This window comes from Streptomyces sp. NPDC093510 (assembly GCF_040683555.1).
Taxonomy (GTDB): domain Bacteria; phylum Actinomycetota; class Actinomycetes; order Streptomycetales; family Streptomycetaceae; genus Streptomyces.
This window is the reverse complement of sequence record NZ_JBFBEE010000006.1, coordinates 105869-118086: the sequence shown is the minus strand read 5'-3', so window position 1 is coordinate 118086 and position 12218 is coordinate 105869. Positions and strand designations below refer to the sequence as shown.

Here is a 12218-nt window from a genome sequence, read left to right as displayed (position 1 = left end):
CGAACGTCCCGGGCCGTGATCGCGGGACTCGGTGAAGACACCGCCCGGCGGTTCCTTCTGCAGGTCGCCCTGTCTGCGAGCCCCGGCCGCATGCTGGTGAGCACGGCACACCGTGGAGTCGACACTCAGGTCCCACACGATCGCGCCCTTGCCACGGAACACCGGTCCTGACCCGAATCCGTGTACCGTCGATCACCTGCCGCCGCGCCAGACGGGTGGCCGCCCCGCCTTCGTCCCGAGTCCCGGCTGTCCCGAGTCCCGGCTGTCCCGGTGCCGGCCGCGGGATGAAACCATTGGGGCATGTCTGACTTGATCATTGCCGCCTGTGACGGCGCGGCGAAGAAGAACCCCGGGCCCGCGGCCTGGGCCTGGGTGGTCGCCGACGCCGAGGGCCGGCCGCAGCGCTGGGAGGCCGGGCCGCTCGGCCACGCCACGAACAACGTGGCCGAGCTGACCGCGCTGGCCGAACTGCTGGAAGCCACCGATCCGGCGCTGCCGCTCGAAGTGCGGATGGACAGTCAGTACGCGATGAACGCGGTCACCAAGTGGATCGCCTCCTGGAAGCGCAACGGGTGGCAGACCGCGGCGAAGAAGCCGGTCGCCAACAAGGACCTCGTCGTACGCATCGACGCCCTGCTGCAGAATCGCGAGGTCACGTTCCGGCACGTGGCCGCGCACCGCGCGGACGGTGATCACCTCAACGCGATCGCCGACGTCGCGGCCAGCGACGCCGCGACGACCCAGCAGCCCGCGGGCACCGCCCACGGCGCCCTGGAGATCCCCGAGCCGCGTCCGGAGCGCATGACCGCATCCCCCGCGGGCGCGACCCGCACGCCGAAGAAGACGGCGGGACGCGCGAAGAAGGCGGGCTCGAGCGCCGTCATCAAGGCCAAGTACCCGGGCCGCTGCCACTGTCAGAAGCCGTACGCCGCCGGGGAGAAGATCGCCAAGAACCCGCACGGCTGGGGCCACGTCGAGTGCCGGGAGCCCGTCGAGGGCTGAGAGCGCCGCGGCCGGGCCCGCGTGTTTCCAGGGGTGTCGTGGTCACCCGACGCCCCCCTCCGACGCCGCCCCGACGACGTACGTCCGACGGCCCGCTCCCGGCCCTCTTCAGGCCCGGGGGCGGGCCGCCGAAGGGTCCGCTCAGAAGGTGTACGAAAACATTCCGGGCGCCCGGCCCGAGCGGCAAGGAGTCGACCCGGAACTGATGCCGGGCAACCATGCCTACATCACCGACTACGGCGGCAGGCGCCTGTTCACGGTGGACCTGGCCGACCCCTCCGCCCCTCCGGCCCCGATCGCCGAGGGCGTGTACGCGTACGGCGTCGCCCTGGACCTGCCCGGCGGCCGGGTCCACGTCACCGACGTGGAGGCCGAGGACAGGGCGTACGTCGGTCAGTACGACCTCGGCGGGCTGCACGAGGTCGACCTGACAGCGGACGGCGCCGCCGAGGTCGTCGTGGCCGGCGGCGAGGTCAAGGGCCGTCAGCGCGTGGCGGCCGACGGCCTGGGCAACGTCAGCGGCATCGGTCTCGACCGCGACAACGGCCTGATCCACGTCAGCGACCGGCAGGGCAAGCTGCTGCGGACCCCCGGCGTACTTGCGGGGCGCCCCGGCACCGTCGTAGCGAGGCAGGGCCCCCGCGGAGGCCCGGACGGCCGTGCTCACAGCGTGCCCGGGCGACCGCGCGGGCCGTCGCCCGATACCCGGCGTCGTTCGGATGCGGTGGTCACCGCTGTCGTACGCGGGTGTGAGCGCTGCTCACCGGGAGTTCGACACGTTCCACCCCGATTCCAGTAACCGGTCTGCCGAGGTCGCGGACTGTTCCGACATCGTCATGCGAAGCACAACTCCTTTGATGCGTGCTGAGCGGGTTTTCCCCCGGACGGCGCAGTCGACGTGCGTTCTCCCGCCCCGGACGGTTCGCTTTCTGAGATGGGTTACGACATAGACAGCCCGCGTGAAGCGGGCACCACACGACGTGACGCACTGGGTATGGCCGCAGTGCTGCTGGCAGGCGGCACGCTCTCCGCGGGGGCGGCCCCACCGAGGACCGGACCGGAGCCCGACGGCTCCTGCCCGGCCACCTACGACGCCGAGTTCGAGGCGGCGCTCGCCGAAGCCGAGAAGGAGTTCCCGGAGGACGACGACCGAGGTCTCGCCCCGGCCGGCCCCCGCGGCCGGTTCACCCTCCCGCTGCGCCGCCGCTACCGGATCACCACCCGGTACGGGGCGCGCGGCAACTGGCTCGCCGGCCACCACACCGGGGTCGACCTCGCGGTCCCCCGCGGCACCGCCGTGTACGCGGTGGGCGCCGGAGTGGTGGTGCTGGCCCGCTGGTCGGGGGCGTACGGCAAAGCCGTGACCATACGGATGCCGGACGGGCACTACGCGGTGTACGCGCACCTCTCCCGCATCCGGGTGCGCAAGGGCGCCCGTGTCCGTGCCGGGACGCGGCTGGGGAGCAGCGGCAGCACGGGCCGTGCCACCGGACCCCACCTCCATCTGGAGATACGCGCCCGGCGTAACTACGGCTCCGACATCAGCCCCTACCGCTACCTGGCACGGCGGGGCACCCGCCTCTGGTGACGGTGGCGGTGGCAGTGGCAGTGGCAGTGGTCGCAGTGGCGACGGCTCGACGGTGACGGCGCGGGGGTTCAAGAGCCCAAGGCTTTGAACGCCCGCGTCTGCTCGACGATGGCCCGCTCCGTGGGCAGTCGTTCGATCGACGACGCTCCGAAGAAGCCGACGATGCCGGTGGTGTGCTCGAGGACGTACCGCGCGTCCTCGGGCTCGGCGATGGGTCCGCCGTGGCAGAGGACGAGCGCGTCCGGGTTCACGCTCTTGGCGGCGTCGTGCATCTCCTGGACGGCGGCGGCCGCCTCGTCGAGTGTCATCGCGGTGCTCGCGCCGATGGAGCCCTTCGTGGTGAGGCCGACGTGCGGGACGAGGATGTCGGCGCCCGCCCTCGCCATGTCCGCGGCCTGCTCCGCGTCGAAGACGTAGGGGGCGGTGAGCAGGTCGCGCTCGTGGGCGGCGCGGACCATGTCGACCTCCAGGCCGTACCCCATGCCGGTCTCCTCGAGGTTGACCCGGAACGTGCCGTCGTACAGGCCGACCGTGGGGAAGTTCTGTACGCCGGTGAACCCCATGGCCTTGAGCTGGTCGAGGAAGAGGTCCATGCGCCGGAACGGGTCGGTGCCGCACACACCCGCGAGGACCGGGGTGTCCCGGACGACGGGCAGGACCTCGCGCGCCATGTCGACGACGATCTCGTTCGCGTCGCCGTACGGCAGGAGTCCGGCCAGGGAGCCGCGGCCCGCCATCCGGTAGCGGCCGGAGTTGTAGATGATGAGGAGGTCGACGCCGCCCTCCTCCGCGCACTTGGCCGACAGTCCGGTGCCGGCGCCCGCTCCCACGACGGGCCGGCCCGCGGCGACCTGGGCGTGCAGGCGGGCGAGTGCTTCCTTGCGGTTCATGGGGTGCTCCTCGAAGGGGTGGGGTCAGCGGCCGACCGGTGCGGCGGCGCGTTCGCCGATCAGCTGGTGCAGGCGTTCGGCCATGGCGACCGCGAAGGACGCGTCGTTGATGTGGGCGTCGACCTCGTGCAGGCGTACACCACTGCCGCACACGGTGGCCCGCAGAGCGTCCAGGCCCGTCATGTCGGCCACTGGGTCGGCGAAGGGAGCGTCCGTCATGTCCACGGCCGACAGCCCGCGCAGGGGCCAGAAGATCTCGGCGGGCCCGCGGGCCGCGGCGAGCTTGTGGCCGAGCGTGGCGCCGAGGGCGGCCATCTCGCGGGCGGTGGTCCTCATCAGCGTGACCGTCGGGTTGTGGACCAGGAACCGTCGGCCCGCGAAGCGTTCCGGAATGCTCGCCTCAGGACCGAAGTTGACCATGTCGAGGGCGCCGGGCGCGACGATCTGGGGGATGGCGGCGGCGCCCGCCGCGGTGAGCCGGTCGGGGCCCGCGCTGAGCACTCCCCCGACGAGTTCGTCGGCGAGTTCGGTGGTGGTCAGGTCCAGCACGCCGTCGAGCAGGCCGTCGGCGGCGAGCTTCTCCACCGCGCGGCCGCCGGCGCCCGTGGCGTGGAAGACCAGGACCTCGTAACCGAGTTCGGCCAGGCGGGCCCTGGCCGCGTCGACGGCGGGTGTCGTCACGCCGAACATGGTGGCGGCGACCACCTTGCGCCGCGGGCCCGCGAGTTCTTCGAGGTTGCGTTCCTGACGCCGGGCCATGCCGGCCGCGGCGGCCGCCGCGTTGCCGAGGACGTGGCGCGAGACGGAGTTGATGCCGGAGATGTCGACGACGCTGTACATCATCGTGAGGTCGCTGCTGTCCACGTACGGCGCCACGTCACCGCCCGCCATGGTGCTGACCAGCACCTTCGGCACGCCGATGGGCAGGGTCCGCATAGCCTGCGCGGCGATGGCCGAGCCGCCGCTGCCCGCCGCCGCGAGCACCGCGTGCAGTCGGCCCTGTCGGTACAGGTCGAGGACGACGCGGGTCAGGCCGTCGGCCATGGCGGCGACCGCCGCGCCGCGGTCGCCCGCCGCCCGCAGTTCGGCCAGGTCGTGTCCGGCGGCACGCGCCACCACGTCGGCCGGTATGTCGGCCGTGGGTGTCTGGGCGGGCGCCGGCAGCACGCCGACGTCGACCAGCAGGACGTCACTGCCGTACTCCCGGAGCCGTTCGCGCAACCACGCGTACTCCTCGCCCTTGGTGTCCAGCGTTCCGACGAGGACCACGGTCGCCATGTTCCTTCACACCCCTTCATGTGCCCGGTGCTGCCGATCCTGCGGCCGGTGCGGGTCGGTGACAACGACCAGTGGGCGCCGATTGGCCTGCGCATGGGCGAAGATGAGGACATGGCGAAGATCCCGACGGCCCGTTTGTCGCGGCTGCTCACCGGCTGGTCATCGGAGGATGCGGGTCCGCTTCCGCGGCGGCTCGCGAACGCTCTGCGCGAGTTGGCGGAGCGTGCGGACGTGGCGCCCGGCACGACCCTGCCGTCACAGCGCGAACTGGCGGGCGTGCTCGGGGTGAGCCGCTCCACGGTGACCACCGCGTACAGCCTTCTGGAGAACGAGGGCTGGCTGGAGAGCCGCCGCGGCAGCGGTTCGCGGCTGCGCGGCTCGGGGTCGCCGGAGCGGCTTGTGAACGAGGGGCGGCTCGCCAGTTTCGACGCGCGGACGAGCGGGGCCGATCTGTCGAGCGGCGCGCTGGAGGGGCTCGGCGCGGTGGGTGACGCGGTCGGCGCGCTGACGGGCGCGGACCTCGCTCCGCTGCTGCGGGGCGACGGCTATCTGCCGCACGGTCTGCCCGAACTGCGCGAGGGCATCGCCGCGTACTACCGCGAGGCGGGGGTGCCCACCGAGCCCGAGCAGATCCTCGTCACCTCCGGATCGCAGCAGGCCGTGTGGCTGGTCGCGCAGGCTCTCGTCGACCCGGGCGACACCGTCGTGGTGGAGAACCCCACCTATCGGGGGGCTTTGGAGGCGCTGCGGTCCCGGGGCGCCCGGATCGTCCCGGTCGGCGGTGACCGTCCCGGGGCGGGCCGTGCGGGCTCCGACGCGGCGGCGTTGCGGCGCCTCGGCGCGAAGGTGCGGCCGCGGCTCGTCTACCTTCAGCCGGCCGTGCACAATCCGACGGGTCGCAGCCTGGACGGTGCGGCGTTGCGGGAGTGGGCGTCGGCGCTTGGCGAGCGCGAACTGTTCACCGTGGAGGACACCGCGTGCGCGGAGCTCGGCCTGGCGGGCGACGGGGCTCCCGTGCCGCTGGCTGCCCGGCTCCCGGCGGCGTCGACCATCACGGTGGGGACGTTGTCGAAGCTGTTCTGGGGCGGGCTGCGGGTGGGCTGGGTGCGGTCGTCGCCGCACATCGTCGCGCGCCTGGCGAAGATCAAGACGTCGGTGGACCTGTCGTGTTCGGTCGTGGACCAGCTGGTGGCGGTGCGGTTGCTGGCCGGGCTGCCGAGGGCGCGGGCCGCGCGCCGCGCTGTGCTGCGCGACCAACTGGCGGGCGCCGAGACGTTGTTGCGTGCCCGTGCCCCGCACTGGGAGTGGGACCGCCCGGCCGGCGGCCCCGCCCTGTGGGTGCGGATACCGGGCGTCGACACGGAGGCGCTGGCGCAGTTGGCGCGGCGCGGGGGTGTGGCCGTCGTGCCGGGTTCCGCGTTCTCCGCGGTGGACGGTTTCCGCGACCGGCTGCGACTGCCGTACGCGCACGGCGTCGACCTGCTGGAACGGGCGCTGCCGACGCTGCTGGACTGTGCCGAGCGGAGCCGCGACAAGATCACGCCGTCCGTTGTCAGACCCTCCTGACAGCATGAAGGCATGGGATTCTTCGATGACTTGGTGCTGCCCGAGGAGCCGGTCGAGCCGCGTGGTGAAGTGGTCAGGCTCGGCCCTCCCGGGGAGGACGCGGCCCGCGACCGGCCGCCGGTCGACTGGTTCGAGCCGGCGCTGGTGGAGCAGCTCGCGGTGGCCGGGGGCGGGCCCGAGGCCAAGGTGATGGTGACCGGCTGGTCGGTGTGGCCGCGTTCGGTCACGCTGCACCTTTCCGTGCACCGGCCGGTCCGCCGGCACGGCCTTGGCGGAGGCCGCCAGTCCGGGCTGCGGGTGGGGCTCCTGCTGGGTGACGGCAGGAGGGTGACCTCGCTCGACTCGGAGCGGGACGAGTCCGTGCCGCTGGTCGGGCCGCCGGAGCTCCGGGCGTACGCGTCCCGGAGTGTGCCCACGGGGCTGATCCCGCTGGACCCCGGCGACCCCGGCGAATCGTTGTTCAGGACCGGCGTCGACCTGTATCTGCCGGAGCTGCCCCCACCCGGCGAGACGTGGCTGGTGGTGGAGTGGCCGGACGAGCTCGTTGCGGAGACCCGTACGCCGGTCGACGCCGACGCGTTGCGCGCCGCGTCCGTGCGCGCCGTCGAGGTGTGGCCGGGCCTGCCGACGCCGTCGGCCTCGGGCCCCGAGTTCATCACCGTCGCCAGGATGGGCGGGCCGCCCGACTTCCTCGCCCGGCCGATGTCCGAGGACGAGCGCGCCACGCTGCGCGAGCGGGAAGAGGCCGAGCAGCGGTATGTACCGCGGGGCGACTGGGAGCGCATGGCGTACGAGGACTGGGGCGACCCGGCGCTCATCCGGGCCCGGCTGGACGGCGGCGCCCCGGTCGACGCGGACGTCTGGTCGGGCTCCACTCCGCTGCACCTGGCGGCGGAGCGGGGCGGCGCGGAGTCCCTCGCCGTGCTGCTGCCGCACGTCAAGCGGGTCGACGCGCCCGACGAGGAGGGGCACACCGCGCTGTGGTGCGCCGCCTGCCGCGGCAACGAGGGTAGTGTCCGTGCGCTGATCCGGGCCGGCGCGGATGTCTGGACCCCGCAGGCCGGTCCCTGGTCGCCGGGGCTGCTGCTGCTGACGACGCCACTCGCGCCGCTCGTCGCGGACCTGCCGGGCGCGGTGCCCCTGCCGCCGGACGAACTGGCCGCGTTCCGTGCCGCGGACGCGCTCATCGAGGCCTTCGACGACCCGGAGATGTGGACGGAAGGGCTCGGTATCGCCTTCGTACGCGATGTGGACGCCGAGGAGGTCGTCCGACGGCTGGGCGCGGACCCGGCACACTGCCCCGAAGTCCCTCCGGAGCACGCCCCGTTCGACGAGGACGACTACGACACGTCTTTCCGCTTCGTCGGCGTGGCCGATCTGCCCGGCAGCCCCGGCGGCTGCGTGATCACGCAGGACGGCTACATGCCGAGTGACGACGCGCTGCTGCGCGCGGTCTCGGCGGGGACGACCGCCTATGGGGTGTATTTCAACCCCAAGGGCGGCACCCACGGCACGGCAGCCAGGGACGGCCGGCTCGTCGGACACGAGGAGATCGGCCTCTCCCCGGACGGGACGGAGCCGCCCGCGCACTGGCACTTCCGCTTCTGGCAGTCCGGACGCGGCGTCCCGTACGACGCGCACGACCTGGCCTACGCCTGTGCGGCGGCCGGGCTCCGCGTCACCGACGCCCGGCCGGCCGTCGACGACACCGTGCCGCGGCGCTGGGTGGAGCTGCCCCCTGACCTCATGCGCTGACCGCGGGGCGTCGTAGCGTGTGGCCCGAGGGAGCGAGGACCCGAGGAGTGAAGAAGAGGAGGGCCGGCGGTGCTGGAGCGGCTCAACGAGGCCATGGAGTACATCGAGCGCCGCCTCGACGACGGCGTCGACGTGGCGGAGGCGGCCCGTGTCGCGGCCACTTCGGAGTACCACCTGCGCCGGATGTTCTCCGCGCTCGCGGGCATGCCGCTGCCGGAGTACATCCGGCGCCGGCGGCTCACCCTCGCGGGCGCCGAGGTGCTCGCCGACCGGGACACGCTGCTGGAGATCGCGGTGCGCCACGGGTACGGGTCGGGGGAGGCGTTCGCCCGGGCGTTCCGCGCCATGCACGGCATCGGGCCCGGCGAGGCCCGGCGCACCGGGGCCACGCTCAGCTCCCAGTCCCGGATGACCTTCCGCCTCACCGTGGAGGGCAGCAGCGACATGCGCTATCGCGTGGTGGACAAGCAGGCGTTCAGCGTCGTCGGCCCGAAGGCCCGGGTGCCGCTGGTGCACACGGGGCCGAACCGGGCGATCATCGACTTCGTCCGCGGGATCGCGCCGGAGGACTTGGAGCGGCTGGAGAAGCTGTCGGACCAGGAGCCGCGGGGCATCCTCTCCGTCTGCGACGACCTGGACCCGAGCCGCGCCGAGGGCACCGAACTCGACTACTACCAAGGGGTGGTCACGTCGGCGGCCGCCCCGGAGGGCGCGGCCGTGCTGCCCGTCCCGGCCGGCACGTGGGCGGTCTTCGCGACGTCGGGTCCCGCACCGGAGGCCATTCAGCACCTGTGGCGGGACGTGTTCACGGAGTGGTTCCCGTCGAACCCGTACCGCAGCCGCCCGGGCCCCGAGATGCTGCGCACGCGCCTGTCGCCGGACGGGTCGGAGGCGGACGCCGAGCTGTGGCTCCCGGTGGAACGGGACGGGAGCTGACAGGGGCCGGACGACTGGCTCAGACGGTCAGGACGAGCTTGCCCTGGAGGCGACCCCGGTCGAGCAGCCGGTGCGCGTCGGCGACCCGCTCGAACGGGAAGGTCTCCTGCACGTGGACCCGGAGCCTGCCTTGTTCGACAAGTTCCACGAGACCGCGCAGGGCGACCGTGTCCTGGTCGACCGCGATGCCGCTGAAACGCATGCCGGCCGCCTCGTACTCGGCGATGAGCTCCGCATCCTCCTCGGCGACCGCCGTCACCAGGTGGCCGCCCGGCCGGAGCACTTCGAGCGACCGCTCGACGGTGTCGCCGCCGATCGTGTCGAGCACGACGTCGACATCGCGGACCACTCGCACCCCCACGAATGCGGTCCGGCCCGCCCGCCCCGCCAGGTCGGACAGGCGCCTCGTGGCAGAGAGCAGAGAAGGGACTGCGGCTCACCCCTTGCTGACTGCCGTCAGGATCTCCGGCAGTCGGGCCGCCGTCTGGGGGGCAGCCAGGCGTAGGCCGGTCCAGGTCAGGGCGTACGCGTAGGTCGCGCCGAGGGGGAGGATGAGCCACAACAGGCCGTGGTGGTCCGCCACATGGAGCCAGATGGTCAGGCCCAGGATCGGGGCGCACAGCAAAGCGCCCACCATCATGCCACTGAGGATGGAGGCCCAGGCCAGGCCCGCCTGGCCTGGGACGACATTCTTGTAGCCGCTGTCCTGTGGGATGGAGTATGGGAAGCGGGCCGAGGCCATCGAGCCTGTGGCCAGCAGCGCACCGAGCAGGGCCAACGAGAGACCGAGGGTTTCCGGGAAGGCCGCCCAGTCGCCGAGCAGGGCCGCCGCGCCGACGACGACCAGCGTGACGTAGGGCAGCGCCACCAGGGCCAGGGCCAGCGCCCGGCCCCGCAGTTCGAGATAGGCGTCGCGCGGGGTGCCGATGGTCTGGGCGACCATCCAGAATGCTGACGAATCCTGCCCGAACTGGTTGTACATCTGCATGCCGAGGAAACCGGCGGCCCAGCACGCCGAGTACACGCTGCCCGCCCCCTGCGCCACCGTGAGCGCAGGCAGCAGCAGCCCGATGCCGAGCGCCGTGGCCCAGCCGGCCTTGGTCTTCGGGTCACGCCAGGCGTAGCGCAGGGTGCGCAGCATGACGGTGCCAGTGCGGCCGGCGGGCAGCAGACGCGCCAAGCCGTGCGCGTCGACGCGGCCCGTACGCTCCTCGACGACCTGGATCGTGGAGGAGTCGGGCGCGGTCATGAGCGTGCTCAGGGTGCGCTGCCAGGACCACAGGACAGCAAGCAGGAACACGGAGGTGAGCGCGAGTTGCGCGGCGGCCACCCCGTACGACCCACAGCTTGCCGACCACACCGCGTCGACCGCTGCGGCCGGTGGGACCCAGCGCAGCACGTCCGCCACCGGCTCCAGGGCGGCGAGCCCGCCCACCTCGGAGAGCTTCTGCGTGCCGAGGTTGACCGCCTGCACGCCCACCGCGATGAAAAGGCCGCTCAGCAGCGCCAGGTCACGGCCTTTGCGGCTGGTCAGCAGCCGGGTGTTGGCGGTCGCGACCATGCGCGCCAGAGCCACGCACACGAGCATCGTGAGCAGCACTGCGAGCACGGCGACGGCCACAGCTGTGGCGCCGTGCGCGACGGCCAGGACCGAGCCGACCGTGAGCACCAGCGTGAACCACGGGCCGATGCCGATCAGCGAGGACACGAGGAGGGACACCACCATCGTGCGGGGCCGCAGCGGCAGCATCACCAGCCGTGTGGCGTCCAACGTCTCGTCACCACCGGGTGAGAACAGCGGCATCACGGCCCAGCCGAGGGCGAGCACCCCGGTGAGCGTGACGACCAGGGTCACGGCGTGCTCGTGCCCGCGCAGCGCGATCAGCCCGAGGAGTTGCAGGGCCGCGAACAGGCCGACGAGCACGGCCGAGGCGATGTACGCGGCGCGCCGACCGCCGGACTGGCGCAGCCCATTGCGCAACAGCGACAGCTTGAGCCTGGCGAAGACCGGGACGAGCTCGGCGGCCGAGGGCTGTACGGAGGCGGCGAAGCCGGCACCGGTGAGCGGACCCACCGTGGCGACCGAGGTCGTGGCGGGGAGCGGGTCGGCCGGCCCCTCACGGCCCGCTGAGCCGCGGTGTCCCGTCGCCCTGTCCCGGCTCGTCAACTCTTCGCCGCCGGCCGGTGGGTGGAAAGGGACCTGAGGGTGCTGCTGGGGCGGGAGGCTCATCGCGTGCCGCCCAGCCAGTCGAGGTCGTAGCCGTGCCGGCGGTCGTCAGCACCCACCAGCTCCAGGAACGCCTGCTGCAGTGAGGGCGCCGCACCCCGTACCTCGGCTAGGGTGCCGTGCGCGCGGACCCTGCCGCCGGCCATCACCGCAACCCAGTCGCAGAGCGATTCGACGAGCTCCATCACATGGGAAGAGAAGACGACCGTGGCGCCGGAGGCGGTGTAGCGCTCCAGGACGCCGCGGACGGTCTGGGCGGAGACGGGGTCCACCCCCTCGAACGGCTCGTCCAGGAAAAGCACCTCAGGGTTGTGCAGCAGCGCGGCAGCGAGGCCGATCTTCTTGCGCATGCCGGTGGAGTAGTCGACGACCAGTTTGTGCTGCGCGCCGGCCAGGTCGAGTACGTCGAGCAGTTGGGTCGCCCGCTTGTCGACCTCGGTGCCGTGCAGGCCGCGCAGCCGCCCCGTGTACGCGAGGAGTTCGCGCCCCGACAGCCGCTCGAACAGCCGCAGGCCCTCGGGAAGCACTCCGATCCGGGCCTTGACGGTCACCGGGTCGCGCCACACGTCGTGTCCGGCGATCTCCACCTGACCGAGGTCGGGCCGCAGCAGGCCGGTGATCATCGAAAGCGTGGTGGTCTTGCCGGCGCCGTTCGGGCCGACGAGACCGACGAACCGGCCGGCGGGCAGTTCGAGGTCGATGCCGGCGACGGCCACCTGCTCCCCGAACCGCTTCCAGAGCCCGGACACACGGACCGCGGGCGGTCGTGCAGAACCCACGCCGACTGCGGCGCGTGCGGCGGGTTGAGTGCTGGATTCCGTGTCCGCCGTGATGCCGGGAAGCGGCTGCTTCGCCGCCCCCCAGCTGGTGCGCGCTTCCTCTGTGGCCACCGGCTCTCGCCTCCGCTGTCGTCCGGGGGCCGTGTCGCCCCCGCGCAAGAACATTAGGAAAGATCATCTCCGCGTGGCTTCGGCAA

Annotated in this window: 11 protein-coding genes and 1 pseudogene; 6 read left to right on the top strand and 6 right to left on the bottom strand. The window is 72.7% G+C overall.

All coding sequences use genetic code 11. From position 1 onward, the window contains the following. Positions 1–66: 66 nt before the first annotated feature. Positions 67–202, bottom strand: a pseudogene (locus tag AB0N81_RS11670) (IS5/IS1182 family transposase); the annotation flags it as partial. Positions 203–300: 98 nt separating this feature from the next. Between AB0N81_RS11670 and AB0N81_RS11665 the strand changes: the two are divergent. The 3 genes from AB0N81_RS11665 (at position 301) to AB0N81_RS11655 (ending at position 2590) form a co-directional block, all read left to right on the top strand. Continuing rightward, positions 301–1002: a ribonuclease H gene (locus AB0N81_RS11665; RefSeq protein WP_365357603.1), complete on the top strand. Its 702-nt coding sequence runs from the start codon at positions 301–303 to the stop codon at positions 1000–1002. A gap of 148 nt (positions 1003–1150) precedes the next feature. Continuing rightward, positions 1151–1801 (top strand): hypothetical protein, encoded by a 651-nt coding sequence (locus AB0N81_RS11660; RefSeq protein WP_365357602.1) that lies wholly within the window; start codon positions 1151–1153, stop codon positions 1799–1801. Between the two features lie 195 nt (positions 1802–1996). Next, positions 1997–2590, top strand: a complete 594-nt coding sequence (locus tag AB0N81_RS11655) for a M23 family metallopeptidase (protein WP_365357601.1) — start codon at positions 1997–1999, stop codon at positions 2588–2590. Positions 2591–2658: 68 nt separating this feature from the next. On the opposite strand, the gene AB0N81_RS11650 is transcribed toward AB0N81_RS11655, so the two are convergent. Both AB0N81_RS11650 and AB0N81_RS11645 read right to left on the bottom strand, forming a co-directional pair. After that, entirely contained in the window at positions 2659–3480 is an 822-nt protein-coding gene (locus AB0N81_RS11650; protein WP_365357600.1) for a phosphoenolpyruvate hydrolase family protein, read from the bottom strand. Between the two features lie 24 nt (positions 3481–3504). Next, positions 3505–4758 (bottom strand): Tm-1-like ATP-binding domain-containing protein, encoded by a 1254-nt coding sequence (locus tag AB0N81_RS11645; protein ID WP_365357599.1) that lies wholly within the window; start codon positions 4756–4758, stop codon positions 3505–3507. Between the two features lie 111 nt (positions 4759–4869). Between AB0N81_RS11645 and AB0N81_RS11640 the strand changes: the two genes are divergently transcribed. The 3 genes from AB0N81_RS11640 to AB0N81_RS11630 all read left to right on the top strand — a co-directional run bounded on the left by AB0N81_RS11640 (position 4870) and on the right by AB0N81_RS11630 (position 9015). Then, positions 4870–6324: a PLP-dependent aminotransferase family protein gene (locus AB0N81_RS11640; protein ID WP_365357598.1), complete on the top strand. Its 1455-nt coding sequence runs from the start codon at positions 4870–4872 to the stop codon at positions 6322–6324. A 12-nt stretch (positions 6325–6336) separates the two neighbouring features. Continuing rightward, positions 6337–8079, top strand: a complete 1743-nt coding sequence (locus AB0N81_RS11635; protein WP_365357597.1) for an ankyrin repeat domain-containing protein — start codon at positions 6337–6339, stop codon at positions 8077–8079. Between the two features lie 69 nt (positions 8080–8148). Continuing rightward, positions 8149–9015, top strand: coding sequence for an AraC family transcriptional regulator (locus tag AB0N81_RS11630; protein ID WP_365357596.1), 867 nt, complete (start codon positions 8149–8151; stop codon positions 9013–9015). Between the two features lie 19 nt (positions 9016–9034). Here AB0N81_RS11630 and AB0N81_RS11625 read toward each other — a convergent pair whose 3' ends face one another. Genes AB0N81_RS11625 through AB0N81_RS11615 form a run of 3 tightly spaced genes read right to left on the bottom strand, consistent with a single transcriptional unit; the run spans position 9035 to position 12021 of the window. Further along, positions 9035–9415 (bottom strand): zinc-binding dehydrogenase, encoded by a 381-nt coding sequence (locus AB0N81_RS11625; RefSeq protein ID WP_365357824.1) that lies wholly within the window; start codon positions 9413–9415, stop codon positions 9035–9037. 36 nt (positions 9416–9451) lie between these two features. Then, positions 9452–11245, bottom strand: a complete 1794-nt coding sequence (locus AB0N81_RS11620) for a transporter (RefSeq protein WP_365357595.1) — start codon at positions 11243–11245, stop codon at positions 9452–9454. Then, positions 11242–12021, bottom strand: a complete 780-nt coding sequence (locus tag AB0N81_RS11615) for an ABC transporter ATP-binding protein (RefSeq protein ID WP_365357823.1) — start codon at positions 12019–12021, stop codon at positions 11242–11244. Before AB0N81_RS11615 ends, AB0N81_RS11620 begins: the two co-directional genes overlap by 4 nt. Between the last annotated feature and the right edge of the window lie 197 nt (positions 12022–12218).